Below are 25307 nucleotides of genomic sequence, written 5' to 3' on the forward strand. Positions count from 1 at the left end.
CTTTTTTCAACAGAAACTTCTGCATGCACACCCACGATCTGCGCCCCTGGCAACACCACCACCGCTTCGACACCGAGAGCCACGGCGCCGAGCGCAGCACGCGCCTGGTGATGTGGATCACCGCCGCAACGATGGTGCTGGAGATCGGCGCCGGCTGGTGGTTCAACTCGATGGCGCTGCTGGCCGACGGCTGGCACATGAGCTCGCATGCCTTCGCCATCGGCCTGAGCGCCTTCGCCTACGCGGCGGTGCGGCGCTACGCGGCGGACCCGCGCTTTGCCTTCGGCACCTGGAAGATCGAGGTGCTCGCCGGCTTCGCCAGCGCGCTCTTCCTGCTGGGCATTGCGGCGCTGATGGTGGTCGGCTCGCTGGAGCGGTTGTGGTCGCCGGAACCCATCCACTACCGCGAGGCCATCGTCGTGGCCGTCATCGGGCTGCTGGTCAACCTGGTCTGCGCGCGGCTGCTGGGCGGTGCGCACCATGGGCACGACCATGGCCATGCGCACGGCCATGGTCATGAACACGGTCACAGCCACGGCCACGCGCACGGCGAAGACCTCAACCTCAAGTCCGCCTACCTCCACGTCATCGCCGACGCCGCCACCTCGGTGCTCGCCATCGCGGCGCTGGTGGGCGGCTGGCTGATGGGCTGGCGCTGGCTCGACCCGGCCATGGGCATCGTCGGCGCCGTGCTGGTGGCGGTGTGGGCCAAGGGCCTCCTGCTGCAGACCGGCCGCGTGCTGCTCGACCGCGAGATGGACCACCCGGTGGTCGACGAGATCCGCGAAGGCGTCGAACACGGCCTGGCCGATTCGCACACCCGCGTGGCCGACCTGCATGTCTGGCGCGTCGGCCGCAACGCTTATTCATGCGCGCTGACGGTGGTGACCCACTCGCCCACGCTCGACGCCGAGGCGGTGCGGGCGACCTTCTCGATGCACGAGGAGATCGTGCATTCGACCGTCGAGATCCAGCGCTGTGCGGGCGACGAGCCGACACTTGCTTTCGGCGCGGGCGGTGCCATCTCCGGGGCATGAAGGCCGTGGCTTGTGGTGAGCGGGCCTCGCTTCTGGCACTATCCGGCGCATTGCCGCCCTCATCGAACGGAACCGTCATGAAAGCGCTTCAAAGCCCCCTCGCGAAGAAAGTCCTGGCCGACAACCAGGCGCGCATGCAGCTGCGCCAGGTTGTGTCGCTGGCGAGCCGGCAGGGCCAGCCTGACGCGAGCGAGCAGACCATCCTGCTGCGCGAAGGCGCCACGGTGCGCCGCCTGACCGCCGTGGTCGTTCCCAAAGCGGCCTGACGCCGCCCGCGGACCGCGATGAACGTCGCGCTGCCGGCGCTTGTCATCTTCCTGCTCGTCCTCCCCGGTTTCGTCTTTCGCAGCCGCTTCAAGCGCGCCGAACGCACCGCGCTCGACTACGCGCCCTTCGGCCGGGTCGTCGCCGAAGCCGTGCTCTGGGCCTGCCTGCTGCACGGCCTCTGGCTTTTCGGGGCGTGGCTTTTCCTGGGTGAAACCCTTCGCTTCGATCTGCTGCTGGGCCTGCTCTCGTCCAGCCCGGCGACGCAGACCGCGGCGGTGGCCAGCGTCGGCGCGCTGGCAGGCCCGGTGGCGCGCTACTTCGGCACGCTGCTGGCGGCAAGCGTCGTGGCGCCCACGCTGCTGCGATCGCTGATCACCTGGCGCCGGCTCGACCGCCTGGGCCACTGGCTGGCGCCGGTGGCACGCTTCCACGACGCGCCCTGGTACTACCTGCTCACCGGTGCCGACTTCGAGCGAGCCGAGCTGCCCGACCTGATCAAGGTGGCCGCCGTCGTCGATGTCGCCGGGCAGCCCGTGGTCTACCAGGGCTTTCTCGAAGACTTCTATTTCACGCCTGATGGTTCGCTCGACCGGCTGGTGCTGCAGGGCGTCGGCCGCCGCCCGCTCAGCGGCGACAAGGCACTCGACGCCGCACCGGGAGACCCGGCTGGCGAAGAGCGCTTCTATCCCGTCGAGGGCGACTACTTCGTGCTGCGTTATGCCGAGGCGATCACGCTGAACATCCAGTACCTGCGGCTGGAAGAAGAGCCCGAACCGGCCGCACCGGTCGCCTGACCGGCGCACCGGCTGGGTGGCGCGCGCGCCACGTCACCGAAGCGTCATGCCATCGCCACGGCACCGACACGCGCGTCCGCGACGCTGCGTTCCCATGCAACGCGACGACGCCTTTCTTCGCGCATGGCGCGACACCACGGCCCTGTCACACGACACGGCCGACGATGCCGTGACGCGTCCGCCGCTGCGCTACCGCACGCTGTGGATCTCGGACCTGCACCTGGGCACGCCCGGCTGTCAGGCCACGGCGCTGCTCGACTTCTTGAAGCACACCGAGTGCGAGACGCTCTTCCTGGTCGGCGACATCATCGACGGCTGGCAACTGCGGCGGCAGTGGTACTGGCCGCAGGCGCACAACGACGTGATCCAGAAGCTGCTGCGCAAGGCCCGCAAGGGCACGCGTGTGATCTTCGTGCCGGGCAACCACGACGAGTTCGCCCGCAAGTACGTCAACCACGACTTCGGCGGCATCGAGGTGGTCGAAGACTGGGTGCACGAGACCACCGACGGCCGCAAGCTCTGGGTGATGCACGGCGACCTGTTCGACGGCGTCATCCAGTGCGCCAAGTGGCTGGCCCACGTGGGCGACTCGCTCTACGAATTCACGCTGCGGCTCAACCGCCACCTGAACTCGCTGCGCGCCCGCATGGGCCTCCCGTACTGGTCGCTGTCGCAGTACCTCAAGCTCAAGGTGAAGCGCGCCGTGAGCTACGTCGGCGACTTCGAAACCGCCGTGGCGCGCGAGGCGCGCAAGCGCGGCGTGCAGGGCGTGGTGTGCGGCCACATCCACCATGCCGAGATGCGCGACATCGACGGCATCCTCTACTGCAACGACGGCGACTGGGTCGAGAGCCTCACGGCGCTGGGCGAGCGCGCCGACGGCACGCTCGAGATCGTGCGCTGGGCCGAGCACATGCCCGTGGCCACGCGCGTGCGACGCGGCGACCGCAAGCGCGCGGTGCCGGCATGATCGCCGCCCGGCCGCCCGAAGGCGATCGGCACCGAAGCCCGGAGGGCGGAGGTCATCCAACGAATCGCGAACGCACGGTCGACCTCGTCTACTTCGACGCCGGCGGCGGCCACCGCGCATCGGCCATCGCGCTGAAAGCCGCCATCGCGCGCGCCGGCTTGCCGTGGACAGTGCGCCTCGTCAACCTGCGCGAAGTGCTCGACCCCGCGCAGCGTTTTCGCCGCATGACGGGCATGGAGCCCGAGGACTACTACAACAAGCGCATCGCCCGCGGCTGGACCGTCGGCCTCGCGCAGGAACTGAAGCTGCTGCAGGCCATGATCCGCTGGTGGCACGCGCCCACCGTGCGCCTGCTGCTGCAGCACTGGCTGGCCACCGAGCCCGACCTCGTCGTCTCGATGATCCCCAACTTCAACCGCGGCCTGCGCGAGTCGCTGGCCAGCGCGCTGCCCGGCGTGCCCTTCGTCACCGTGCTGACCGACCTGGCCGACCACCCGCCGCGCTTCTGGATCGAAAAAGGCATCGACCAGCACGTCGTCTGCGGCTCGGCCCACGCGGTGCAGCAGGCGCGCGACGCCGGCCTGCCCGACACGCACATCCACGCCAGCTCCGGCATGCTGCTGCGCGACGACTTCTATGCGCCGCCACCGGCCGACCGGGCCGCCGAACGCCGCCGCCTGGGCCTCGACCCGCACCGGCCGACCGGCATCGTGCTGTTCGGCGGGCAGGGCTCCAAGGCCATGCTCGGCATCGCCAAGCGCCTGCCCGACACGCAGCTCATCCTGGCCTGCGGCCACAACACCGCCCTGGCCGACGCACTGCGCGCCTTGCCCGCCCGCGCACCGCGACTGGTGCTGGGCTTCACACCCGACGTCGCGCGCACCATGCACCTGGCCGACTTCTTCATCGGCAAGCCCGGCCCCGGCAGCCTGAGCGAAGCAGTGCAGATGCACCTGCCCGTGATCGTCGTGCGCAACCGCTGGACGCTGCCGCAGGAGCGCTACAACGCGCAGTGGGTGCAGGAGAACGGCGTGGGCGTGGTGCTGCCGAGCTTTGCGAAGGTGGATCACGCGGCGGCGGAAGTGGTGCGGGACTTGCCGCGGTATCGGGCGGCGACGGAGCGGATGCACAACCGGGCGGTGTTTGAGTTGCCGGGGATCTTGGCGCATGTTTTGAATCAGGCAGAAGCACCGACCGTTGCGCTTGATGTTCTACCGATCGAACCACACTCGAAAGTCTTCTAGGCCTTGATGCTTGAGAGTTCTCGCTTTTGTGCCTTCATATGGATCAAGGCCGCGAAGTGGGCCGCTTCCGGGACGAAACTTGGGGGATCGGATATCACCAAAAGGTTTGATCATCGGGAGCTCCTTTGAGCTGTGCGGCCTTGTAGCTCGCCTCTATCTTGTCGACGATGAAGGCGCGGATCAGGCCTGTGTCCTGCGCAATAGACTGAAAACGTTGGAGCACTCGCTGTTGCTCATGGAAATCGATAAAGCAGAAAAAGAGGGCTTCCATGGCGCGTTGATCAAGTAGGGTTGGGCGACCAATCACGTCCGGGAGAAGCAAGTTGTGCACGTATGCGTTGCGGTGCTGGTAGATCTTCCGCGCGGCATCAAGGGATCGCATAAACGGCTCCCCGTACCAGATCGGCAGAAGGTCGGCCTCAGCGAGCTCTGCAAACAGCTTCAACCTTGCCGCGTGGCCCATCCGAGAAACATGCTGCGCAAGATGGTGGGCGCTTCCTGAGACATAGATCAGGCTCTCCGATACCAGCACCTCAAGAAACGCGTTCAGAGGTGCGAGCGCTTCGGCGTGGAACCCAAGCGCCACGAGATCGGCCACGCGCCTGAGCGCGGTTCTGAGCAAGAAAGTTGAAGAGTGAGCGTCTGCATCGTAGCGGCTAAGCGAATCAGCAAACCACTCGGCTGGAACAGGTGTGTGTTGCTGATTTGCTAGGCTGGCAAAGCCAAGGAAGTGGTCGGTGCCGTTAGCTTCACGGCCGAAAAAAGCGGTGGGCTCGCGCCAGTAGCCTTCCAACGTTGACGAAACCGGTACCCTGCCATATTCAAGCCGAAAGGCATCAATGACTCGATTTGAAAACTCGACGACGAAGTGCGACGTGTAGAGGTATGCACATTGGATCAGCCACCGGATGTCCGGCCCATCGCGTGGCGATCGCCGACTTTCGCAGAGGTTCTGCGCTGCGAGGCTGGCGACCAGTTCTGCGGTACCCGCTGGCAGGTGGATGCGCTCGGTGAAGTAGAGACTACGCAAGCGTTCGGTAGGTATCTCGATCTCTAGAACGCCAAACTTATGTGGCGCATAGGTGAATCGAGGCTCTAAGGTGACGTTGTGAGCTTTGAGCAGTTCGTTGATGCGGTCAATCGGCTCGTCGGGCAGATTTCGTAGCGTGAATCGGTAGAGTTGCTTTTGACTTTCAGGCTTGGCTTGGTAAGCCAACTCCCCCCTACATTCGGAGTTGAGGCCCGGCCACGGCTGCGCCAAGACCAACGACGCAACAAGCTTCTCAAATCGGGGGACGGCTCCGCTTTTGGGAGGCTCTACAACCTTGCAACTGCCGTCTGCAATCTGGTCGCGGATGAGCCTCAGCAGATGGCTGGGCTGATCGTCTGGAACGAACCCGAAGCGGGTCGCATAGCCCGATGGTTGGCCGCTCCGATCCAGTCTCCGGTGTACCGCGCCGAGTGCTGGCTCTACTACCTTGCACGCGCCACTATGAATGGAATGGCGGATACGCTGAAAGTCAGAGTTCCTGCGATCTAGGGGAACCGAGGATCCGTCCAGTTGATAACCCGACAGCCTCCCGTTCCAATAGGTTCGCTCGACAATCACTGGCACCTTAAGAGTTTCGGTTCCAGGCTTTTATACACGGACGCAGAGTTGTCGTCAGGGCCATCCGGAAGCCTAGTTTTCAAGCGCTTGGTGGCGCAGGAGAACCAAACAACTAGGAAGGCATTCTCCCCAAAATCGGGCCCTATGCGCCACGATCGTGGCCTCGCGCGCGCGTGATGGCTGAAGTTCGGACAGAAAAGCAAAACGCCCTGCAAGTCATGGACTTGCAGGGCGTTCCTGTCTGGTGGCTCTTCACGGATTCGAACCGCGGACCTGTGGATTATGATTCCATCGCTCTAACCGACTGAGCTAAAGAGCCGAGCCCGAGATTATAGCCCGGTCGGTGGCAGGCCCGTCAACTGCCTTTCGGCAACTGGGCCAACTCCTCGCTCACCAGCCGCACGATGAGCCGGTCCAGCGTCTGCACGGAGTAGTTGCTCACGTCGTGCACGGTCTCGCGGCCGGGGCCGCTCGCGGGGCGATCGGCGTCCTTGTAGGTGAGGAAGACGAAGCGCCCACCCGTGTACTGCGCCATCTGCCGCTGCACGACCTCGCCCTGCTTGTCGAGCCCGCTCGCCCCCACGCTGAAGATCTTGATGCCCTTGCCCAGCGCGGCAAGCATGTCGTCGTCGTACTGCGGGCCGCCGTAGTCCAGGTGCGGCGGCGCGTCGGCCAGCAGCACGACCATGCGGGTGGCGCCGCTGCCGCGCCAGCTCAGGCGGTGCACCGTCTCGTGCAGGGCCTCATTCATCGCTTCGGGGTAGTCGCCGCCGCCGTTGGCCTGCAGCGCGTTCAGCACGCCCTGGAAGGCGCCCAGGTCGTTGGTGAAGTCGTGGCTGCGCAGCAGAAACTCGTCGCCCTTGTCGCGGTACGCCACCAGGCCGAAGCAGGTGTCGGGGCGGCTGGGCAGTTGCGCGACCTCGTTGGCGATGCTGCGCAGCGTGGTCTTCAGGCGGCCGATCTCGTCGGCCATGGAGCCGGTGGCGTCGATGAGGAAGACGAGGTCGAGCCGCGCCCGCGTCGGGACGGCGCTGTCGGCCAGCACCACGTCGACGGCGCTCTTCTGACCGCGGCGCAGGAAGGCGCTGGCCTCGCGGCCGTCCTTGCGTACGGCCACTTCGTAGATCGCGCTGCGTGTGGTGTCGACGGCGTCGGGGTGCAGCCAGGCGCGGCCGCCGGCGTCGGTGCGGGCCCAGAGGGTGGCGCCGCTGGGGGCGGTCACGGCGACTTCGGCGTCGGGCACGACGGTGCCGCGGGCGTTGCGCACCTGCAGCAGGTAGCGCTCGCGCACGTCGCGGGCACGGTGGGTGACCTGCGTGCGTTCGCGAAAGCGCAGGTACTCGCCGAAGTCGGCGTTGTCGTCGACCATGCCGGCGGTCACGGGTGCGCTGGGTGCGACGACCCGGTCGGCGTTGCGCGTGGCGGGTGGTGAGGCCTGGGGCGTCGCGATGGGGGCAGGCACCGGCGGCAGGGGAGCCACCTTCTCGACCATGAGCGACCTGGCCTTGGTCGATGCCTTCTCGGTTTCGTGCACGTCGTCGGCAAGCGGAGCGCGCGACTCGCCACGGTGCAAGGTACGTCCGCGTGGTGATGGCGCCGACGTGGTTTGCGGGACACGGTCGCCGAGCACTTCGCGCGTCTGGATCGGCCGCGCGCAATGCGTGGCCGACGGCGCCTGGAAGTTCGGCACGGTGCGCGTCACCGCGTTCGTGGGCCACTGCGCTGAAGGGGCGACGGGCTCGGGCGGCTGTGGCATCGGCTCGGGCCACACGGCGCCGGTGGGCGCAACGCCCGTGGCGTGGCAAGCGCTCAACAGCAGCTGCGCGCACAAGACCGCGATCAGTGCGCGGGGGCGGCGCACGGTGCATGCGCGGGGTGAAGAGGCGGGGGCAGGGGCTTGCGTCATCGACGACTCCGTGGTGATGGATGCAGGCTGATACGGCCGGCATTCGCTCACGGGGTTCGTCGCCGAAAAAGAAAAGTGAAAGTCGCTAACCCCGATCCCGATCGGCCGCCGTACAAGCTGAGGTGAGAATCTGCCCATGCTTTCCCCCGTGCCTGTCGACGCTGTCGCGCCCGCCGAAGTCCCCGACGCCATGCCCGATGCCATGCCCGACGACCAACTGATGCTGGCCTATGCCGGCGGCGACACCGGCGCCTTCGACGTGCTCTACGCACGCCACGAGGGCGCGCTGTTCCGCTTCGTGCGGCGCCTGCTGGGCCTGCGCCTGTCGGCCGAGGTCGACGAGGTGTTCCAGGAGACCTGGGTGCGCATCATCACGGCGCGCGATTCGTTCTCGCCGCAGGGCGCGGCCTGGCGCACCTGGGCCTTCACCATCGCGCACAACCTGGCCATGGACCGGCTGCGCGCGAGTGGCCGGCAGATGGTCGTGCATGTGCACGACGCTGACGACGAAGGGCTCGACGCCGTGCAGCGCGTCAGCGGCCGGCTGCTCAATGGCCAGGGCCAGCCGGTCGATGCGGCGCACCCGTCGGCCGAGGACGAGGCCTTCTGGCGCTCGGCCGGCAAGCGCCTGCTGGCCTGCCTCAACGAACTGCCCGACGACCAGCGCGCCGCCTTCCTGCTGCACCACGAGGACGGCTTCACGGTCGAGGCGATGGCCGCGGCGCTCGGCGTCGGCTTCGAGACTGTCCGCAGCCGCCTGCGCTACGGGCTCAAGAAACTGCGCGGCTGCATGGAGCGCTATCTGGCGGTGCTGGGGGAGGGCACATGAGCGATCCCAAGATGCCGAACGACGACTGGGACGAGGACTTGGGTGGTGCCGACGATGGCGCGCTGCACGACCCGCTGCTGCAGCAGGTGCTCGACCACGCGCCCGACCACGCGCTGGCGCCCGATGCGGCGCTGCGCCAGTCCATCCGCGTGCTGGCCCACGAAGCGGTCGCGCCGTCGCTGCCCGCCGGCCCGGTCGGCGCGGAGCGGCCGTGGTGGCAGCGCCTGCTCGGCATCGGTGGCGGTGCGGGCTCGCACAGGCCGTGGAACGCCGCCTTCGCGAAGGTGCTGGTCGGCGTGCTGATCACGGTGATGTGGCAGCGCGAGCCGGTGCCCGACGCTCAGCTCGACGCGCCTCAAGCAGAGCGCCAGGCCGCGCCCGCGGCGCCCGTGGTCGCGCCCGCGGCCCAACCCGCCGAGGCACCGCCATCACCACCGCCCCTGCCCAGCGTGCTCGACACCACGCTGGCCGAATCGCGTGCCGTCACCGAGGCCGCCAACCGGGCGCTGGACGAGCGCGACCGCGAGCGCGAGCGTCTCGCGCGACAGGCCGCTGCCGACCGCGAGGCCACGCTCGCCGCCGACAAGGCGGTCGAGCGCGCCCAGCAGGCGCTGGCGCGTGAAGAGGCGGCCAAGATGAAGGCGGAGCCGCCGCTGCCGCCGCCCGTGCAGTGGCCGCCGCCGATGCCTGCGCCGGCGGCGCCGGCCGCGAACGCTTCCCCGCCCGGCGCGGCGCAGCGTACCGCGCCACCGGTCGCATCGGCCGCGCCATCGCGCGCGGCCGGCATCGCCTCGCCACCGCCAGTGCCGCCAGCGGCGGCGGCCCCGGCACCGAGCGTGACCGCCCAGCCGACCTTCGACGCGCTCGCGCAATGGACCCAGCTGCGCATCGCCCGCAACGGTGCCGACAGCCGCGTGCTGCCGCGCGCCGAAGCGCGTGAGCTGGGGGGTCTGGTGGGTTCGGCGGCCCTGGCGGGCGTGGGCACACAGCCGCTGGCCGGTGCAGTGGACTGGCGCATCACGCTGGAGCGCAACGGCGAGGTGCTGGGGGTGCTCGAACTGGCCGGTGGCCAGGTGCGTTGGCGCGAGAAGGGCCTGCCGCCCGGCACCGGCCAGCCCGGTGCGGGCGCGTTGTCGTCGCTGCGTCAGGCGCTCGAAGAAGTGCGCTGACCGGGCCTGCCGGCTGGGTCAGCGCCAACGCGTCAGCTGTGCGTGAACGCGGCCTTGCGCTTGGCGACGAAGGCGTCCATGCCTTCCTTCTGATCGTTGGTCGCGAACAGCGCGTGGAACAGGCGGCGCTCGAACATCACGCCGTCCGAGAGGCCACTCTCGAAGGCGCGGTTGACCGATTCCTTGGCCGCCATGACCGCGACTTGCGAGAAATCGGCGATGACCAGCGCAGCGCCGAGGGCCTCGTCGGCCAGCTTCTCGAAGGGCACCACGCGGCTCACCAGCCCGGCGCGTTCGGCTTCGGTCGCGTCCATCATCCGGCCGGTGAGCGCCATGTCCATCGCCTTGCTCTTGCCCACGGCGCGCGGCAGGCGCTGCGTGCCGCCGGCGCCGGGGATCACGCCCAGCTTGATCTCGGGCTGGCCGAACTTGGCGTTGTCGGCCGCGATGATGAAGTCGCACATCATTGCCAGCTCACAGCCGCCGCCCAGCGCGAAGCCGCTCACGGCGGCGATCACCGGCTTGCGGATGCTGCGGATGGCTTCCCAGTTGCGGGTGATGTAGTCGCCCTTGTAGACGTCGACGAAGCTGTACTTGGCCATGGCGCCGATGTCGGCGCCGGCGGCGAAGGCGCGTTCGCTGCCGGTAACGATCATGCAGCCGATGGCGGGGTCGGCGTCGAAGGCCTTGAGCGCTTCGCCCAGCTCGGTCATCAGCGCGTCGTTCAGCGCGTTCAGGGCCTTCGGGCGGTTGAGGGTGACGATGCCGACCTTGCCGGCCTCGGTGCGCACTTCGATGTTCTCGTAGCTCATGGTGTCTCCGTGAGAGGTGGATGGATGCGGGGGATGCGAGCCACTATACCCAGCGCCGACCATCGCCCGCTAGGCCAGCCAGGTCGACAGCTTGGCGGCGTCCTGCGCGAACAGGCGCCAGGTGGTCACGCCGCTGGGCAGCGCCAGCGGCAGGCGCAGCAGCCGCTTGTCGCGCGCGATCAGCGCCGTGATCTTCTTGTGCTCGCCCAGGTACAGCGCGAGGTCGTCGAGCTTCGACAGGCGCCAGCCCTGTACCGGGCGGCCCTTGGCGGCGGGCAGCTCGATGCCGATCCATTCGTCGTTGGCCGAGAAGCCGGCCTTTTCGGCCGCACCACCGCGCAGCACCATCTTCACCTGCACGCTGCCATTGGCTTCGGCCACGCGCAGGCCGAGTTCCTGCGCGCGCTGCGCCGGGTCGTCCAGCGCGGCGACGCCATGGGCGCGCAGCAGGTCCGACAGCGGCAGCTCTTCGGCGGCATGCACCCAGTGCGCGAGTTCGGTGGCGTACGGGCGGCCGCCAACCGTTTCGAGCGCGGCGGCGATGTCGTCTTCGTCGATCGGGCCGCCGCCGCTCTGCGTCCACAAGAGGCGCATCACGTCGTCGAGCGAGCCCTTGCCTTCGCGCCGCAGCGTGAGGTCGAGGCACATCGCCACCAGCGCACCCTTGGTGTAGTAGCTGATGGTCTGGTTGGGCGTCTGCTCGTCCTGGCGGTAGTACTTGACCCAGGCGTCGAAGCTGGCCTCGGCCACCGACTGCACCAGCCGGCCCGGTGCCTGCTGCACCTGGTTGATCGTCTTGTTGACCAGCCGCAGGTAGGTGGCGTCGTCGATGCGGCCGGCGCGGCGCAGCAGCAGGTCGTCGTAGTAGCTGGTGAAGCCCTCGAAGAACCACAGCAGGCGCGTGTAGTTCTCCTGCGTGTAGTCGTAGCGCGCGAACTCGGCCGGCCGCAGGCGCTTCACGTTCCAGGTGTGAAAGTACTCGTGGCTGATCAGGCCCATCAGCGTGGTGTAGCCCTCGGGCTGCTTCTTGGCGTGGCGCTGCGGCAGGTCGTGGCGGGTGCAGATCAGCGCGGTCGAATGGCGGTGCTCGAGCCCGCCGTAGCCATCATCGACCGCGTTGAGCATGAAGACATAGCGGTCGTGCGGCGGCTTGCCGCCACCGCGCTTGCCGACCTTGTCCCCGTGCCAGAAGCGCATCTGCGTCTCGCAGATCGCCTGCGTGTCTGCGATCAGCCGCTCGCCGTCGAACGAGGGCGGCGCACCCGCCACCACAAAGCGGTGTGGCACGCCGCCGGCCTCGAAGTCGGCGCTCCAGAAGGCGCCCATCTCGACCGGGCTGTCGGCCAGCTCGTCGTAGCCCGAGGCGAGGTAGTGGCCGAAGCCGTGCGCATCGACCTTCACCGGCGGCAGCGCTGTCGCGCAGTGCCAGCGCGCTTCGCCGGCCACCGGCTTGGGCGCGACGATCTCCAGCGCGTGCGGCGCGTCGGCATGGCCGTCGACCTGCAGGCACAGGCTGGTGCCGTTGAAGAAACCGCGGTCGGCGTCGAGCCAGGCGGTGCGCACCGAATGGTCGTACGCACAGACCTCGTAGCGCAGCACCAGCGGTCTGTCGGGTGCGCTGCCGGTCTGCCAGCTGTGCTTGTCGAGCTGCGTCACCGGCACCTTGCGCCGGCCCTGAGTGGCCTGCAGGTTCTGCAGGTTCTTCGCGAACTCGCGCACCAGGTAGCTGCCGGGAATCCACACCGGCAGCGCCACGCGCTGCAGAGCCGAGGGGGATTCGATGGTCAGCGTGACGGCGAAGAGGTGGGCATGCCGGTCCGCGCATTCGACGCGGTAGTGGATCGCTGCGGTGCCCGTCATCAGTTGGCGGCGGTCAGTTGCTTCTCGATCTGCGCGGCGGGGATGGCGCCCGGGGTGCGCGTGCCGTCGGTGAAGATCAGCGTCGGCGTGCCCGTGATGTTGTACTTGCGGCCGAACTCGACGTTGCGCTGCAGCGCCGCGGCATCGCAGGTGCCGGTCTCGGGCTTGACACCGGCGATCATCCAGTCGGTCCAGGCCTTCGCCTTGTCCTTGCTGCACCAGATGTCGCGCGACTTGGCATTCGAATCGGGGCCGAGCACCGGGTACAGGAAGAGGTGCACCGTCACGTTGTCGATGGTCTTGAGTTCACGCTCGAACTGCTTGCAGTAGCCGCAGTTCGGGTCTTCGAACACCGCCAGCTTGCGCTTGCCGTTGCCGCGCACGATCTTGAAGGCGTCCTTCATGGGCAGCTTGTCGAAGTCGACCGCGCTGAGCTTCTCGACCCGCTCTTCGGTGAGGTTCTTGCGTGCCTGCACGTCGATCAGGTTGCCCTGAATCAGGTAGTTGCCCTGCTCGTCGGTGTAGAAGATGTCGAAGCCATGGCGCACCTCCCAGAGGCCGGGCATCGGCGCCTTGCGCACCTCGTCGATGTTGGCCAGCATCGGCACGCGCGCGGCGAGGTTCTTGCGGATCTCGGCTTCGCCGGCGGTGGCCGCCAGCGTGCTGCCCAGGGCCAGTGCGGCGAGGAGGAGGCGAAGGGTGTTCATGGTCATGGGGTTGAATCCAGGCCCATGGCCTGGCGGGCAATGAAATTCTTGACGAGGCGCGTGCGATCGAAACCGCGCATGCCCCAGTTGCGCAGTGCCGGCAGCGGGTCGGTGCCGTGCGAGAAAAGTTGCTGCAGGCCGTCGGTGGCCAGGCTCATCGACAGCACGTCGGTACGGCGGGCGCGTTCGTAGCGGCGCAGAAGGCGCGGGTCGCCCACGCTGCGCCAGTACTCGCGGGATTTGATCACCTCGGCCAGCACCGACGCGTCGCCCAGGCCGAGGTTCAGGCCCTGTCCTGCCAGCGGATGCACGGTGTGTGCCGCGTCGCCGGCCAACGCCCAGCGCTTGCCGTCGGGGAAGTGTCCGGTCCAGCGGTCGGCGATGGCTCGTTGCAGCGGCCAGGCCGCACGTTCGCTGGTCAGAGTGAGGGCGCCCAGTGCGTCATGGCTGGCTTCACGCAGTGCGGCCTGGAAGTCGTCGGCGCTCGACGCCAGCAGCGCCGGTGCGCGGAACTGGTCGACCGACCACACCAGCGCGACCGATCGTCCGCCCGGGCCGCCGAGCGGCAGCAGCGCCAGGATCTCGCCCTTGTCGTTGAACCACTGGCGCGCCGTGCCGTCGTGCGGGCGCTCGGTGTCGAGCCGGGCGGCGATGGCGTGCTGCGGGTAGCGCGTCACGGCGTAGCTCACGCCCAGCGCGTCACGGGTGGCGCTCGCCTTGCCTTCGCACACCACGGTGAGCGCGGCCGGCACGGGTGCATCGACGACCTCGATCTGCGGCTGGAAGCGCACGGCATCGGCCAATTGCTTCTCGAGCGCGGGGACGTCGACGATCCAGGCCAGCGCCTCGACCTTCTGGATGGCGGCGCTGAAGCACACCCGGCCGCCCTCGTCGCCGTTCACGCGCATCTCGCGCACCGGCGTGGCGTGGGCCGCGTCGGGCCAGGCGCGCAGGCCCTGGAGCAGCGCACGCGATGCGGCGTTGAGCGCGTAGGCGCGCACGTCTTCCAGCGCGGCGGCCGGCGCCGGTGCGACCAGGGCGACACGGATGCGCTCGCGAGCGAGCAGCAGTGCCAAAGTGCGGCCGACGATGCCGGCGCCGCGAATGCAAACCTCGGGGGGAAGGGCCATCGGGGCATTGTAGGAGCCGCCTTCCGCCCGGCGGCGGACCGAGGACAATCGCGGCTTCGCCGCCGAGGACCCGACCGTGACCGATTCCGTTTTTGATCTCCACGCCACCATCGCCCGCCTGTTCGTCTACCCGATCAAGTCCTGCGCCGGGGTCGAGTTGCCCGAGGTGCTGCTGACCGAGACCGGCCTGGAATTCGACCGCGCCTGGATGGTGGTCGGCGCCGACGGCGTGTTCGTCAGCCAGCGCGAGCTGCCGCGCATGGCGCTCATCCAGCCGCAGATGAAGCAGATGGAGATGGTGCTGCGCGCACCCGGCATGCTGGCGCTGCACATCGCCTTCGACCGCGTCGAGCAGCCGGTGCGCGTGACGATCTGGCGCGACGAGGTCGCGGCCTACGACATGGGCGACATCGCGGCGCAATGGTTCAGCGATTTCCTGTCGGAGCCCGGCAAGCCGCAGACCCTGCGCCTCGTGCGCTTCGACCCGGAGCACAGGCGCCTGTCGAACCCGATCTGGACGAAGGGCGTCGAGGCGCAGAACCAGTTCGCCGACGCCTTCCCGCTGCTGGTGACCAGCGAGAAGTCGCTCGACGAGTTGAACGAGAAGCTGGTCGCCGCCGGGCACGCGGCGGTGGGCATCGAGCGCTTCCGCCCGAACATCGTGCTCGCGGGCATCGAGGCGCAGGACGAGGACCGCGTCGAGACGATGCACATCGCCACGGCCGAGGGTGGCGCGCACATCGAGCCGGCCAAGCCCTGCACGCGGTGCCCCATCCCCGACATCGACCCGGCGACGGCGGTCTCGTCGCCCGAGGTCAACGACACGCTGCGCAGCTACCGCGCCAACACGCGCGTCGATGGCGCGATCACCTTCGGCATGAACTGCACCGTGGTCGACGGCATCGAACATCTGCTCAAGGTCGGCCAGCCGGTCGGCGCCAACTACCGCTTCGAATAAGCGTCAAACACCCCCGGCCCTAAAATCGCCGGTTGATTCCAGAGGACCTCCATGAGTTTGCAATGCGGCATCGTCGGCCTGCCCAACGTCGGTAAATCCACCCTTTTCAACGCGTTGACCAAGGCCGGCATCGCGGCGGAAAACTATCCGTTCTGCACGATCGAGCCGAACACCGGCGTGGTCGAGGTGCCCGACCCGCGGCTCGACCAGCTCAGCGAGATCGTCAAGCCCGAGCGCATCGTTCCGGCCATCGTCGAGTTCGTCGACATCGCGGGTCTGGTGGCCGGTGCCAGCACCGGCGAAGGCCTGGGCAACAAGTTCCTCGCCCACATCCGCGAGACCGACGCCACGGTGAACGTGGTGCGCTGCTTCGACGACGACAACGTGATCCACGTGGCCGGCAAGGTCGACCCGATCTCCGACATCGAGGTGATCCAGACCGAGCTCTGCCTGGCCGACCTGGCCACGGTCGAGAAGGCGTTGCACCGCCACACCAAGGTCGCGCGTTCGGGCGACAAGGACGCGCAGAAGCTGGTCGGCCTGCTCGAGCGCTGCCAGACCGCGCTCAACGAGAACATCCCGGTGCGCGCGCTGGAGTTCACGAAGGAAGAGCAGCCGCTGGTGAAGTCGTTCACGCTGATCACCGCCAAGCCGGCGATGTTCGTGGGCAACGTGTCGGAGGACGGCTTCGAGAACAACCCCTACCTCGATCGCCTGCGCGAGTACGCGGCCAAGCAGGGCGCGCCCGTTGTCGCCATCTGCGCCAAGATCGAGGCCGAGCTCGCCGAGATGGACGACGAGGACAAGAAGATGTTCCTCGCCGAAATCGGCCAGGACGAACCGGGCCTGAACCGCCTGATCCGCGCCGCCTACAAGCTGCTGGGCCTGCAGACCTACTTCACCGCCGGTGTGAAGGAAGTGCGCGCCTGGACCATCCACATCGGCGACACCGGCCCCCAGGCGGCCGGCGTGATCCATGGTGATTTCGAGAAGGGCTACATCCGCGCCCAGACGATCGCCTTCGACGACTTCATCGCCTTCAAGGGCGAGCAGGGCGCCAAGGACGCGGGCAAGATGCGCGCCGAAGGCAAGGAGTACGTCGTCAAGGATGGGGACGTGATGAACTTCCTGTTCAGTTCCTGACCAGTCGATCGCCCATGCTCACCGTCCACCACCTCAACAACTCGCGCTCGCAGCGCGTCCTCTGGCTGCTCGAAGAGCTCGGGCTGCCCTACGAGATCGTGCACTACCAGCGCGATCCGAAGACGATGCTGGCGCCGCCCGAGTTGCGCCGGGTGCATCCGCTGGGCAAGTCGCCGGTGGTGACGACTGACGAGGGCCTGGTGCTGGCGGAGTCGGGCGCCATCGTCGAAACGCTGATCGAACGCCACGGCCAGGGCCGCTTTGCGCCGGCGGCCGGCAGCGCGGACGCCCTTCGCTACCGCTACTGGCTGCACTACGCCGAAGGCTCGGCCATGCCGCCGCTGCTGCTCAAGCTGATCTTCGACAAGATCGAGAGCGCGAAGATGCCCTTCTTCATCCGGCCGATCGCCAAGGGCATCGCCGGCAAGGCCAAGGCCGGCTTCGTGACACCCAACATCCGTACGCACCTGGACTTCATGGAGGGCGAACTGGGCAAGAGCGAATGGTTCGCCGGGGCCGAGTTCACCGGCGCGGACATCCAGATGAGCTTTCCGGTCGAGGCGGCGCGCGCACGCGGCGGGCTGGATGACAGCCGTCCGCGGCTGATGTCGTGGCTCGCGCGCATTCATGCGAGGCCTGCCTACCAGCAGGCGCTGGCGCGCGGCGGCCCGTACGGATTGCTCAGCTGACGCGGTCGTCGATCAAGACGGCCAGATGTAGAGCAGCGCCACCGTCATCGTGACGTAGCGCGCGAATTTCCCGATCGCCATGTAGACCAGGCAGGGCCAGAAGGGCAGCTTGAGCCAGCCGGCGACGGCGCACAGCGGGTCGCCCACCACCGGCAGCCAACTCAGCAGGCAGGCCTTGGGGCCGAGCCGTTCGAGCCAGGCCAGCACCCGCACGTGGTGCTTCGAATGCGCGTATTTGTCGGCCACCTTGTGGGCGCCGTAGCCCAGCCACCAGTCCAAGGCGCCCCCTAGCGTGTTCCCCAGCGTGGCCACACCGACGGCCGGCCAGAACATGTCGGGGCTGAGCTTGAGGAAGCCGAACAGCACCGGTTCCGAGCCGACGGGCAGGAGCGTCGCGGAGACGAATGCGGCGATGAAGACGGTCGACAGCCCGTATTGGGGCAGTGCGAGAAGCGCCAGAAGGGAGTCGAGCCAGGCTTGCATGTGCGCCGGAGTATAGGAAGGCGCGCCGGCCGGCCTCGTCGGATGGGGCGCCGCGTGGCATCGCGCAAGAGGGCAATGCCCTAGGCCGATCGTTTCAGCGAATGAAACGCAGGGTGGCTACAATCGTGCCTCATTTTTCAGCAGCCACGCGCTCGCTTCCCCTCTTCCCTCACCATGCAGATCGGCCCCATCGCGCTGGAAAACCGCCTGTTCGTCGCGCCCATGGCCGGCGTGACGGATCGGCCGTTCCGCATGCTCTGCCGATCGCTCGGCGCGGGTTACGCGGTCAGCGAGATGGTGACCTCGCGCAAGGAGCTGTGGAACACGCTCAAGACCTCGCGCCGCGCGGACCACGCCGGTGAGCCTGGCCCCATCGCGGTGCAGATCGCCGGCACCGATGCGGCCATGATGGCCGAGGCCACGCACTACAACATCGACCGCGGCGCGCAGATCATCGACATCAACATGGGTTGCCCGGCCAAGAAGGTCTGCAACAAATGGGCGGGCTCGGCACTGATGCGCGACGAGCCGCTGGCGCTGGAGATCGTGCAGGCCGTGGTCGCCGCCGCGGCACCGCACGGCGTGCCGGTGACGCTCAAGATGCGCACCGGCTGGAGCGCCGACCACCGCAATGCGGTGAAGCTGGCGCGCGATTTCGAATCGGCCGGGGTGCAGATGCTCACTGTGCACGGCCGCACGCGCGAGCAGGGCTACAAGGGCGCTGCCGAATACGACACCATCGCCGCCGTGAAGGCCGCGGTGCGCGTGCCGGTGGTGGCCAACGGCGACATCACCAGCCCCGAGAAGGCGCGCGACGTGCTCGCCGCCACCGGGGCCGACGCGGTGATGGTGGGCCGCGCCGCCCAGGGCCGGCCATGGATCTTCCGCGAGATCGCGCATTTCCTGGCGACGGGCACGCACCTTGCACCGCCGCTGGTGGCGGAAGTGCGGCGCCTGCTGCTCGACCATCTGCAGGAGCATTACGAGCTCTATGGCGACTACAGCGGCGTGCGCACCGCCCGCAAGCACATCGGCTGGTACGTGCGTGCACTGCCGGGGGGCGAAGACTTCCGCGGACGCATGAACACGATCGAGGACTGCGCCGAACAGCTGCGCGCGGTGTCCGACTATTTCGAGGGGCTGGCCGAGGGGATGGACCGCATCCCTGCGCACCGCGAACCTGCCGACGTGCAGGACGGGTGGAACGGCGGCGAGGACGAGAAAGCGGCTACCGCCGCGCACTGACAACAAGAGAGCGCCATGAGCAAGAAGAGTATCGAGGACTGTGTCCGCAACAGTCTGGAAGGCTATTTCCGCGACCTGCACGGCACCGAACCGGACGGCATGTACGACATGCTGGTGCGTGTGGTCGAAAAACCGCTGCTCGACGTCGTCATGGCGCGCGCCGAAGGCAACCAGTCGAAGGCCGCCCAATGGCTCGGCCTGAACCGCAACACCCTGCGCAAGAAGCTGGTCGAACACAAATTACTGAAATGACGAAGAACCCCATGGCCCTGACCGCACTCCTTTCCGTCTCCGACAAGACCGGCATCCTCGAATTCGCGCAGGCGCTGAACGCGCTGGGCATCAAGCTGCTGTCCACCGGCGGCACCGCCAAGCTGCTGGCCGACGCCGGTCTGCCCGTCACCGAGGTGGCCGACCACACCGGCTTCCCCGAGATGCTCGATGGCCGCGTGAAGACGCTGCACCCGAAGATCCACGGCGGCCTGCTGGCACGGCGCGATCTGCCGGCGCATGTGGCGGCGATTCAGGAACACGGCATCGACACCATCGACCTGCTGGTGGTCAACCTCTACCCCTTCGAAGCCACCGTGGCCAAGCCCGGCTGCACGCTCGAAGACGCGATCGAGAACATCGACATCGGCGGCCCGGCCATGGTGCGCAGCGCGGCCAAGAACTGGAAGGACGTCGGCGTGCTGACCGACGCGTCGCAGTACGCGGTGGCTCTCGCCGAACTGAAGGCCGACGGCAAGCTCAGCGACAAGACCAAGTTCGCCTTCAGCGTGGCCGCGTTCAACCGCATCGCCGACTACGACGGCGCGATCAGCGACTACCTCTCGGCCATCGACTTCGACGCCAGCATCGGCCAGCCCGCGCCCAAGCGCACGCTGTTCCCGGCGCAGAGCAACGGCCGCTTTGTGAAGATCCAGGACCTGCGCTACGGCGAGAACCCGCACCAGCAGGCCGCGTTCTACCGCGACCTGTATCCGGCGCCCGGCTCGCTCGTGTCGGCCAAGCAGCTGCAGGGCAAGGAGCTCAGCTACAACAACATCGCCGACGCCGATGCCGCGTGGGAATGCGTGAAGAGCTTCGACGTGCCCGCCTGCGTGATCGTGAAGCACGCCAACCCGTGCGGCGTGGCGATCGGCAAGGACGCGGCCGAGGCCTATTCGAAGGCCTTCAAGACCGACCCGACCTCGGCCTTCGGCGGCATCATCGCCTTCAACCGCCCAGTCGACGCGGACACCGCACAGGCCATCGCGAAGCAGTTCGTCGAAGTGCTGATGGCGCCGGGCTACACGTCGGAGGCGCTCGAGGTGTTCCAGGCGACCAAGGCGAAGCTGAACGTGCGCGTGCTGGAGATTGCCTTGCCCCAGGGCGGCGCCAGCGACTGGGACAACGGCCGCAACATGATGGACGTCAAGCGCGTGGGCTCCGGCCTGCTGATCCAGACCGCCGACAACCACGAGCTCACCGCCAGCGACCTCAAGGTGGTCAGCAAGAAGCAGCCGACACCGCAGCAGCTCGACGACCTGCTGTTCGCGTGGAAGGTGGCGAAGTACGTCAAGAGCAACGCGATCGTGTTCTGCGCCGACGGCATGACCATGGGCGTGGGCGCCGGCCAGATGAGCCGCCTCGACTCCGCACGCATCGCCAGCATCAAGGCCGAACACGCAGGCCTGTCGCTCAAGGGCACGGCGGTCGCGAGCGACGCCTTCTTCCCGTTCCGCGACGGACTCGACGTCGTGGTGGATGCGGGCGCGAGCTGCGTGATCCAGCCCGGCGGCTCGATGCGTGACCAGGAAGTCATCGACGCCGCGGACGAGCGCGGCGTGGTGATGGTGCTCTCAGGCGTTCGCCACTTCCGCCACTGAACGCGTGAATGAACCTACTGCGCGCCCCGATCTCGCATCTGCGGTCCTCACCGCACGCGAGTGCGGCTCCGGTCCTCGACGCAAGCTCGGGGCGCTCGCGACGGTTCCTTCACACGTTCTGAGCGGGCATTGTTTCGCTTGCCGGTTCAGCCACCGAAGCGGTACTTGAGCTGAAAGCTCACGGCGCCGTAGAGGCGGTCCTTGTAGCTGGGGATGAACGCGATGTTCAGCCCCCAATTCCGGCCTTCGATGGCCGCCGTCGGGATCAGCGCCGGGAACCAGCCGCCATTGCGGTAGTTGGGGTAACCGTCGAAGGCGCCGACCACGGCCCCGAGCTTCACGCCGTAGAGCGCGACGGGCATCACGTACACGCCGAGGTAGCGCGAGGTCTCGCGGTCGCTGTTGCGGAAGATGCCGGCCGTGAGCGAGTACGTGGCATCCAGCGTCCACTCGACCCCCAGACCGGGGTTCACGTCCTCCAGGCCCTTGTTTCGGTCGAAGTGGTACGAATAGAAGCCCGGGTTCAGCCAGAGCCGGCTGGGTTCGGACTGCGCTGCGGCTGCGCCCGGCAGGAGCGTGAGGATTGCCAGCAAGGAGCGCAGTCGCATGGTGGCAGGGTCTACAGGGTCTTGAAGATCTGCCGGGCCGCGTCGATCGTCGCGGCGATGTCGTCGTCGCTGTGCGCCGCGCTCACGAAGCCCGCTTCGTACAGCGCCGGCGCGATGTAGACGCCGCGGTCCAGCAGGCCATGGAACAACGTGTTGAAGGTCGCGTTGTCCGTGGTCATGACTGTCGCGTAGTTCTGTGGCAGTTCGTTGAAAAAGAAGAAGCCGAACATGCCGCCTTCGCTGTCGACGCTGAAGGGCACGCCTTCTGCCGCCGCGGCAGCCTTCAGCCCTTGGACCAGCGTGCGGGTCTTGGCCGACAGCGCTTCGTAGAAACCGGGCCTGGCGATCTCCTTGAGCGTGGCCAGGCCGCAGGCGGTGGCCACCGGGTTGCCCGACAGCGTGCCGGCCTGGTAGACCGCGCCGATGGGTGCGAGCTGTTCCATGATGGCGCGCGGCCCGCCGAAGGCCGCCAGCGGCATGCCGCCGCCGATGACCTTGCCGAGCACCGTGAGGTCGGGCGTGATGCCCAGCACGCCCTGCGCGCCGTGCAGGCCGACGCGAAAGCCCGTCATCACCTCGTCGAACACCAGCAGTGCGCCGTGCTGCGTGCACAGCTCGCGGCAACGCTTGGCGAACGCGGGCGTGGCGCGCACGAAGTTCATGTTGCCGGCGATCGCTTCGATCATCAGGCAGGCCATCTCGTGGCCGTGGAGTGCGAAGGCTTCCTCGAGCTGCGCGATGTTGTTGTACTCGAGCACCAGCGTGTGCTGCACCGCTTCGGGCGGCACGCCGGCCGAGGTCGGATGGCCGAAGGTCGCCAGGCCGGAGCCGGCCTTGACCAGCAGCGCGTCGGCGTGACCGTGGTAGCAGCCTTCGAACTTGATGATGTACTTACGGCCGGTGGCGCCGCGCGCCAGGCGCAGCGCGCTCATTGCGGCCTCGGTGCCCGAGCTCACCAGGCGCACCATTTCCATCGACGGCACCAGCGCGAGGATGGCCTCGGCCAGTTCGATTTCGCGCTCGGTCGGCGCGCCGTACGAGAAGCCTTCGGTCACGGCCTTCTGCACCGCCTCGACCACGGCCGGGTGCCCGTGGCCCAGGATCATCGGTCCCCAGGAGCCGATGTAGTCGATGTAGCGTTGGTCGTTGGCATCCCAGAAATAGGCGCCCTGCGCGCGGGTGATGAAGCGCGGCGTGCCGCCCACGGCCTTGAAGGCGCGCACGGGCGAGTTGACGCCGCCGGGGATGACGGCGCGGGCGCGTTCGAAGAGGCGTTGGTTGTTGTCGATGGTCATGAAATCAGTGGCGGGTGTCGTGGGGTGGCAGGGCGAAGTCGGGCGGCACGTCGGCGCCATCGTCTTCGTCGTCGTCCTCGGGCTGGGCCCAGAACAGTCGGTCGGGCAGCACGTGGCCCATGCCCGGGCGGAAGCCCGCGTCGAGGCAGCGGTCCATGTAGCTCAGTGCTTCGGAGGTGGCCGCGACCAGGTCGGTGCCGCTGGCGAGCAGGGCGGCGAGCGCGGCCGAGAGCGTGTCGCCCGCGCCAGCGAAGACGGCTTCGAGCCGCTCGTACTTCTCGCTGGCGAGCACCGCCTGCGGCGAGGCGAGCACGTTGTCGATGAACTGGTCGGGCAGCACGATGCCGGTGACCAGCGTGTAGGGCGTGCCCTGCTCGCCCGCGGCGCGGGCGATGTCGCGCGCCGTCGGCGGCTTGTCGCCGGCCCAGTCGGGCAGCAGCCAGCGCCACAGCGTGCTGTGGTTGCCCACCAGCACCGTCGTCTGCGGCAGCACCAGTTCGCGGAAGGCGTCGAGGTAGGGCTCGATCAGGTTCTCGTCCCACCACGACAGGTTGGGCATGTACGCCACCACCGGCACGTCGGGGTAGTCGGTGGCGGTCTCGGCGATGGTGCTGAGGGTCTCCGGCGAGCCGGCGAAGCCGACCTTGATGAGCTGCACCTGGACGTCTTCCAGGATGGCGCGCGTCTGCTCGGCGACGGCCTCCTCGTCGAAGGCGAAGTGGTCGAAGATCTCGGCGGTGTCGCGCGCATACGCACCGGTCACGACCGGCAGCATGTGAGCGCCGACTGACGCCATGGCCAGCGTGTCGCCGGCCAATCCGCCGGCACCGCTCGGGTCGCTGGCGTTGAACACCAGCACGCAGGGCGGGTTGAGTTCAGCCTCCGCGGCGGCGATGTCGTCGGGGGTCAGGTCGTTAAGATCACCCATGCTGCAGGCGCCTTCCGTGGGTAAGAGGTAAGTTGTCAAACGCCGTACCAGGCCGGTGCCATGGTGGCAGATGTGAGACGGTCGCCACACAATTGGACGATACGTCTAGATACAATCGTTGCATTCTATGAACAGGGACTTTAAGCTGCGATGAATACGAAAACCTGGATGTGCCTGATTTGTGGGTGGATCTACGACGAAGCGGTGGGGGTACCTGAAGATGGTATTGCGCCCAATACGGCCTGGGCAGACGTTCCGATGAACTGGACTTGTCCGGAGTGCGGAGCGCGCAAGGAAGACTTCGAGATGGTCGAGATCTGAAGCATGGCATAGGGTGACACCCGCCGCAGGGACCGAACCTGCGGTGGTCGACGGAAGTCTGTCTCTTACGAGGAGCGTGTGCCAATGAGCACGAATGGGTCTGGTTACAAGGTGCTCGTCATCGACGACAGCAACACCATTCGGCGCAGTGCCGAAATCTTCCTCAAGCAGGGCGGTCACGAAGTGTTGTTGGCCGAGGACGGCTTCGACGCATTGTCCAAGGTCAACGACCATCGCCCGCACCTGATCTTCTGCGACATCCTGATGCCGCGCCTCGACGGCTATCAGACCTGCGCCATCATCAAGCGCAACGTCGACTTTTCCCACGTGCCGGTCGTGATGCTGTCTTCCAAGGACGGTGTCTTCGACAAGGCGCGGGGCCGCATGGTGGGTTCCCAGGACTACCTGACCAAGCCCTTCACCAAAGACCAGCTGCTGCAGGCCGTGCAGCAGTTCGGCATCGTCCAGCAGAAAGAAGTGCAGTAATGGCTATCCACAAAGTACTCGTGGTCGACGACTCGAAGACCGAACTGGTGTTCCTGACCGACCTGCTGCAGAAGAACGGCTTCTCGGTCAAGACGGCGGAGAACGCCGACGACGCCATGCGCCGACTGGAGGAAGAGCAGCCCGACCTGATCCTGATGGATGTGGTGATGCCGGGCCAGAACGGCTTCCAGTTGACGCGCGCGATCGCCCGCAACCCGCAGTACGCGAGCGTGCCGATCATTCTGTGCACCAGCAAGAACCAGGAGACCGACCGCGTCTGGGGCATGCGCCAGGGCGCGCGCGACTACATCGTCAAGCCGGTCAACGCGGCCGAGCTGATGGCCAAGATCAACGCGCTCGCCTGAACGGCTGCCGCCACCCATGGCCAACCGCGACGCCCTCCGCGCTTTCCAGTCCCGGCTCGCCTCTCGTTTGCAAGCGGCGCGCACCTCGGACGTGTCCGCCTCGTGGCTGGCCGTGGAGGCCGGTGACGGGAAGTACCTTTTCCCCCTCGGCCACGCCGGGGAGATCTTCCCCTGGACGCCCCCGCAGCCCGTGCCCTACACCGAGCCCTGGTTCTTGGGCGTGGCCAACCTGCGCGGCGGCCTGTACGGCGTGGTGCAACTGTCGACCTTCGCCACCGGCCAGGCGCCGGCGGCTGCGGCGCCGGCCGTCGATGGCGCTCGCGCCCAGTCGCGGCTGGTCGCGCTCAACGAGCTTCTCGAAGTGAACTGCGCCCTGCTGATCGACCGTCTGGTCGGCCTGCGCGGCGTGGAGGCCTTCACCGATTCCCGTGCACCGGCCGCCGATGCCCCGGCCTGGCTCGGACATGCCTACATCGACGCGGCGGGGGAGCAGTGGCAGGAAGTCAACCTGCAATTCCTCTCGCAGCAACCCCGTTTTCTGAGCATCGGCGCCTGAGGGCTGGCCGGGCGTTGACATCTAC

The 25307-nt window shown here is 67.6% G+C and carries 27 protein-coding genes and 1 tRNA gene; 17 read left to right on the top strand and 11 right to left on the bottom strand.

From position 1 onward, the window contains the following. Positions 1–23 precede the first annotated feature (23 nt). The 5 genes from dmeF (at position 24) to ACSFA0_RS20585 (ending at position 4312) form a co-directional block, all read left to right on the top strand. Positions 24–1037, top strand: coding sequence for a CDF family Co(II)/Ni(II) efflux transporter DmeF (dmeF, locus tag ACSFA0_RS20565; RefSeq protein ID WP_435452149.1), 1014 nt, complete (start codon positions 24–26; stop codon positions 1035–1037). 77 nt (positions 1038–1114) lie between these two features. Next, positions 1115–1303 carry a hypothetical protein gene (locus ACSFA0_RS20570; protein ID WP_435452150.1) on the top strand — a complete coding sequence of 63 codons (189 nt, stop codon included), beginning with the start codon at positions 1115–1117 and terminating at the stop codon, positions 1301–1303. Between the two features lie 18 nt (positions 1304–1321). Continuing rightward, positions 1322–2098: a hypothetical protein gene (locus tag ACSFA0_RS20575; RefSeq protein WP_435452151.1), complete on the top strand. Its 777-nt coding sequence runs from the start codon at positions 1322–1324 to the stop codon at positions 2096–2098. Positions 2099–2192: 94 nt separating this feature from the next. Further along, positions 2193–3068: a UDP-2,3-diacylglucosamine diphosphatase gene (locus ACSFA0_RS20580; RefSeq protein WP_435452152.1), complete on the top strand. Its 876-nt coding sequence runs from the start codon at positions 2193–2195 to the stop codon at positions 3066–3068. Next, complete coding sequence (locus ACSFA0_RS20585) at positions 3065–4312, top strand: glycosyltransferase (protein WP_435452153.1); 1248 nt, start codon at positions 3065–3067, stop codon at positions 4310–4312. The genes ACSFA0_RS20580 and ACSFA0_RS20585 overlap by 4 nt, the downstream gene beginning before the upstream one ends. Positions 4313–4406: 94 nt before the next feature. Here the strand turns inward: ACSFA0_RS20585 and ACSFA0_RS20590 are convergent, their stop codons facing one another. From ACSFA0_RS20590 to ACSFA0_RS20600, 3 genes are all read right to left on the bottom strand, one after another. Beyond that, entirely contained in the window at positions 4407–5528 is a 1122-nt protein-coding gene (locus ACSFA0_RS20590) for a hypothetical protein (protein WP_435452154.1), read from the bottom strand. 635 nt (positions 5529–6163) lie between these two features. After that, positions 6164–6240 (bottom strand) — tRNA-Met (locus ACSFA0_RS20595). Between the two features lie 36 nt (positions 6241–6276). Then, positions 6277–7827: a vWA domain-containing protein gene (locus tag ACSFA0_RS20600; protein WP_435452155.1), complete on the bottom strand. Its 1551-nt coding sequence runs from the start codon at positions 7825–7827 to the stop codon at positions 6277–6279. A 202-nt stretch (positions 7828–8029) separates the two neighbouring features. Between ACSFA0_RS20600 and ACSFA0_RS20605 the strand changes: the two genes are divergently transcribed. After that, positions 8030–8656, top strand: coding sequence for a sigma-70 family RNA polymerase sigma factor (locus tag ACSFA0_RS20605; protein ID WP_435452220.1), 627 nt, complete (start codon positions 8030–8032; stop codon positions 8654–8656). After that, entirely contained in the window at positions 8653–9825 is a 1173-nt protein-coding gene (locus ACSFA0_RS20610) for a hypothetical protein (protein WP_435452156.1), read from the top strand. The genes ACSFA0_RS20605 and ACSFA0_RS20610 overlap by 4 nt, the downstream gene beginning before the upstream one ends. A gap of 32 nt (positions 9826–9857) precedes the next feature. On the opposite strand, the gene ACSFA0_RS20615 is transcribed toward ACSFA0_RS20610, so the two are convergent. The 4 genes from ACSFA0_RS20615 to ACSFA0_RS20630 form a co-directional block, all read right to left on the bottom strand. Next, on the bottom strand, positions 9858–10637 hold the full coding sequence (locus tag ACSFA0_RS20615; RefSeq protein ID WP_435452157.1) for an enoyl-CoA hydratase: 780 nt from the start codon (positions 10635–10637) through the stop codon (positions 9858–9860). 69 nt (positions 10638–10706) lie between these two features. Next, complete coding sequence (locus ACSFA0_RS20620) at positions 10707–12497, bottom strand: M61 family metallopeptidase (protein WP_435452158.1); 1791 nt, start codon at positions 12495–12497, stop codon at positions 10707–10709. Continuing rightward, a complete protein-coding gene (locus ACSFA0_RS20625) occupies positions 12497–13204 on the bottom strand; it encodes a DsbC family protein (RefSeq protein ID WP_435452159.1) in 708 nt (235 codons plus the stop codon). Before ACSFA0_RS20625 ends, ACSFA0_RS20620 begins: the two co-directional genes overlap by 1 nt. Before the next feature lie 2 nt (positions 13205–13206). Continuing rightward, complete coding sequence (locus ACSFA0_RS20630) at positions 13207–14334, bottom strand: FAD-dependent monooxygenase (protein WP_435452160.1); 1128 nt, start codon at positions 14332–14334, stop codon at positions 13207–13209. A gap of 76 nt (positions 14335–14410) precedes the next feature. Here ACSFA0_RS20630 and ACSFA0_RS20635 point away from each other — a divergent pair, with 76 nt between their 5' ends. From ACSFA0_RS20635 to ACSFA0_RS20645, 3 genes are read left to right on the top strand one after another with little or no spacing between them, the layout of a single operon-like run. Then, a complete protein-coding gene (locus ACSFA0_RS20635) occupies positions 14411–15292 on the top strand; it encodes an MOSC domain-containing protein (protein WP_435452161.1) in 882 nt (293 codons plus the stop codon). A 51-nt stretch (positions 15293–15343) separates the two neighbouring features. Further along, positions 15344–16435: a redox-regulated ATPase YchF gene (gene ychF, locus ACSFA0_RS20640; protein WP_435452162.1), complete on the top strand. Its 1092-nt coding sequence runs from the start codon at positions 15344–15346 to the stop codon at positions 16433–16435. Positions 16436–16449: 14 nt separating this feature from the next. Beyond that, entirely contained in the window at positions 16450–17124 is a 675-nt protein-coding gene (locus tag ACSFA0_RS20645) for a glutathione S-transferase (RefSeq protein ID WP_435452163.1), read from the top strand. 12 nt (positions 17125–17136) lie between these two features. Here ACSFA0_RS20645 and ACSFA0_RS20650 read toward each other — a convergent pair whose 3' ends face one another. Next, positions 17137–17607 (bottom strand): YqaA family protein, encoded by a 471-nt coding sequence (locus ACSFA0_RS20650; RefSeq protein ID WP_286649253.1) that lies wholly within the window; start codon positions 17605–17607, stop codon positions 17137–17139. A 174-nt stretch (positions 17608–17781) separates the two neighbouring features. Between ACSFA0_RS20650 and dusB the strand changes: the two genes are divergently transcribed. Genes dusB through purH form a run of 3 tightly spaced genes read left to right on the top strand, consistent with a single transcriptional unit; the run spans position 17782 to position 20723 of the window. After that, complete coding sequence (dusB, locus tag ACSFA0_RS20655) at positions 17782–18852, top strand: tRNA dihydrouridine synthase DusB (RefSeq protein WP_435452164.1); 1071 nt, start codon at positions 17782–17784, stop codon at positions 18850–18852. Between the two features lie 15 nt (positions 18853–18867). Further along, the gene (locus ACSFA0_RS20660) at positions 18868–19104 is read left to right on the top strand and encodes a Fis family transcriptional regulator (RefSeq protein WP_435452165.1); all 237 of its coding nucleotides are present in this window, start codon (positions 18868–18870) and stop codon (positions 19102–19104) included. 11 nt (positions 19105–19115) lie between these two features. Next, positions 19116–20723: a bifunctional phosphoribosylaminoimidazolecarboxamide formyltransferase/IMP cyclohydrolase gene (purH, locus tag ACSFA0_RS20665; RefSeq protein WP_435452221.1), complete on the top strand. Its 1608-nt coding sequence runs from the start codon at positions 19116–19118 to the stop codon at positions 20721–20723. A 146-nt stretch (positions 20724–20869) separates the two neighbouring features. On the opposite strand, the gene ACSFA0_RS20670 is transcribed toward purH, so the two are convergent. From ACSFA0_RS20670 to thiD, 3 genes are read right to left on the bottom strand one after another with little or no spacing between them, the layout of a single operon-like run. Then, positions 20870–21331 carry a hypothetical protein gene (locus ACSFA0_RS20670; RefSeq protein WP_435452166.1) on the bottom strand — a complete coding sequence of 154 codons (462 nt, stop codon included), beginning with the start codon at positions 21329–21331 and terminating at the stop codon, positions 20870–20872. Positions 21332–21342: 11 nt separating this feature from the next. After that, positions 21343–22626, bottom strand: a complete 1284-nt coding sequence (hemL, locus tag ACSFA0_RS20675) for a glutamate-1-semialdehyde 2,1-aminomutase (protein ID WP_435452167.1) — start codon at positions 22624–22626, stop codon at positions 21343–21345. 4 nt (positions 22627–22630) lie between these two features. After that, positions 22631–23554, bottom strand: a complete 924-nt coding sequence (thiD, locus tag ACSFA0_RS20680; protein ID WP_435452168.1) for a bifunctional hydroxymethylpyrimidine kinase/phosphomethylpyrimidine kinase — start codon at positions 23552–23554, stop codon at positions 22631–22633. A gap of 150 nt (positions 23555–23704) precedes the next feature. Here thiD and ACSFA0_RS20685 point away from each other — a divergent pair, with 150 nt between their 5' ends. From ACSFA0_RS20685 to ACSFA0_RS20700, 4 genes are all read left to right on the top strand, one after another. Beyond that, on the top strand, positions 23705–23875 hold the full coding sequence (locus ACSFA0_RS20685) for a rubredoxin (protein WP_262073550.1): 171 nt from the start codon (positions 23705–23707) through the stop codon (positions 23873–23875). An 84-nt stretch (positions 23876–23959) separates the two neighbouring features. Beyond that, positions 23960–24361, top strand: coding sequence for a response regulator (locus ACSFA0_RS20690; RefSeq protein WP_435452169.1), 402 nt, complete (start codon positions 23960–23962; stop codon positions 24359–24361). Further along, positions 24361–24726, top strand: coding sequence for a response regulator transcription factor (locus tag ACSFA0_RS20695; RefSeq protein WP_435452170.1), 366 nt, complete (start codon positions 24361–24363; stop codon positions 24724–24726). Before ACSFA0_RS20690 ends, ACSFA0_RS20695 begins: the two co-directional genes overlap by 1 nt. A gap of 16 nt (positions 24727–24742) precedes the next feature. Continuing rightward, a complete protein-coding gene (locus tag ACSFA0_RS20700) occupies positions 24743–25282 on the top strand; it encodes a chemotaxis protein CheW (protein WP_435452171.1) in 540 nt (179 codons plus the stop codon). Positions 25283–25307 lie beyond the last annotated feature (25 nt).

This window comes from Variovorax restrictus (assembly GCF_051216715.1).
Classification (GTDB): domain Bacteria; phylum Pseudomonadota; class Gammaproteobacteria; order Burkholderiales; family Burkholderiaceae_C; genus Variovorax.

Bases quoted from the DNA above. Each gene is read 5' to 3' on its own strand.
- dmeF (WP_435452149.1), top strand. From the start codon at position 24: ATGCACACCCACGATCTGCGCCCCTGGCAACACCACCACCGCTTCGAC.
- ACSFA0_RS20570 (WP_435452150.1), top strand. From the start codon at position 1,115: ATGAAAGCGCTTCAAAGCCCCCTCGCGAAGAAAGTCCTGGCCGACAAC.
- ACSFA0_RS20575 (WP_435452151.1), top strand. From the start codon at position 1,322: ATGAACGTCGCGCTGCCGGCGCTTGTCATCTTCCTGCTCGTCCTCCCC.
- ACSFA0_RS20580 (WP_435452152.1), top strand. From the start codon at position 2,193: ATGCAACGCGACGACGCCTTTCTTCGCGCATGGCGCGACACCACGGCC.
- ACSFA0_RS20585 (WP_435452153.1), top strand. From the start codon at position 3,065: ATGATCGCCGCCCGGCCGCCCGAAGGCGATCGGCACCGAAGCCCGGAG.
- ACSFA0_RS20600 (WP_435452155.1), bottom strand. From the start codon at position 7,827: ATGACGCAAGCCCCTGCCCCCGCCTCTTCACCCCGCGCATGCACCGTG.
- ACSFA0_RS20605 (WP_435452220.1), top strand. From the start codon at position 8,030: ATGCCCGACGACCAACTGATGCTGGCCTATGCCGGCGGCGACACCGGC.
- ACSFA0_RS20610 (WP_435452156.1), top strand. From the start codon at position 8,653: ATGAGCGATCCCAAGATGCCGAACGACGACTGGGACGAGGACTTGGGT.
- ACSFA0_RS20615 (WP_435452157.1), bottom strand. From the start codon at position 10,637: ATGAGCTACGAGAACATCGAAGTGCGCACCGAGGCCGGCAAGGTCGGC.
- ACSFA0_RS20620 (WP_435452158.1), bottom strand. From the start codon at position 12,497: ATGACGGGCACCGCAGCGATCCACTACCGCGTCGAATGCGCGGACCGG.
- ACSFA0_RS20625 (WP_435452159.1), bottom strand. From the start codon at position 13,204: ATGAACACCCTTCGCCTCCTCCTCGCCGCACTGGCCCTGGGCAGCACG.
- ACSFA0_RS20630 (WP_435452160.1), bottom strand. From the start codon at position 14,334: ATGGCCCTTCCCCCCGAGGTTTGCATTCGCGGCGCCGGCATCGTCGGC.
- ychF (WP_435452162.1), top strand. From the start codon at position 15,344: ATGAGTTTGCAATGCGGCATCGTCGGCCTGCCCAACGTCGGTAAATCC.
- ACSFA0_RS20645 (WP_435452163.1), top strand. From the start codon at position 16,450: ATGCTCACCGTCCACCACCTCAACAACTCGCGCTCGCAGCGCGTCCTC.
- ACSFA0_RS20650 (WP_286649253.1), bottom strand. From the start codon at position 17,607: ATGCAAGCCTGGCTCGACTCCCTTCTGGCGCTTCTCGCACTGCCCCAA.
- dusB (WP_435452164.1), top strand. From the start codon at position 17,782: ATGCAGATCGGCCCCATCGCGCTGGAAAACCGCCTGTTCGTCGCGCCC.
- ACSFA0_RS20660 (WP_435452165.1), top strand. From the start codon at position 18,868: ATGAGCAAGAAGAGTATCGAGGACTGTGTCCGCAACAGTCTGGAAGGC.
- purH (WP_435452221.1), top strand. From the start codon at position 19,116: ATGGCCCTGACCGCACTCCTTTCCGTCTCCGACAAGACCGGCATCCTC.
- ACSFA0_RS20670 (WP_435452166.1), bottom strand. From the start codon at position 21,331: ATGCGACTGCGCTCCTTGCTGGCAATCCTCACGCTCCTGCCGGGCGCA.
- hemL (WP_435452167.1), bottom strand. From the start codon at position 22,626: ATGACCATCGACAACAACCAACGCCTCTTCGAACGCGCCCGCGCCGTC.
- thiD (WP_435452168.1), bottom strand. From the start codon at position 23,554: ATGGGTGATCTTAACGACCTGACCCCCGACGACATCGCCGCCGCGGAG.
- ACSFA0_RS20685 (WP_262073550.1), top strand. From the start codon at position 23,705: ATGAATACGAAAACCTGGATGTGCCTGATTTGTGGGTGGATCTACGAC.
- ACSFA0_RS20690 (WP_435452169.1), top strand. From the start codon at position 23,960: ATGAGCACGAATGGGTCTGGTTACAAGGTGCTCGTCATCGACGACAGC.
- ACSFA0_RS20695 (WP_435452170.1), top strand. From the start codon at position 24,361: ATGGCTATCCACAAAGTACTCGTGGTCGACGACTCGAAGACCGAACTG.
- ACSFA0_RS20700 (WP_435452171.1), top strand. From the start codon at position 24,743: ATGGCCAACCGCGACGCCCTCCGCGCTTTCCAGTCCCGGCTCGCCTCT.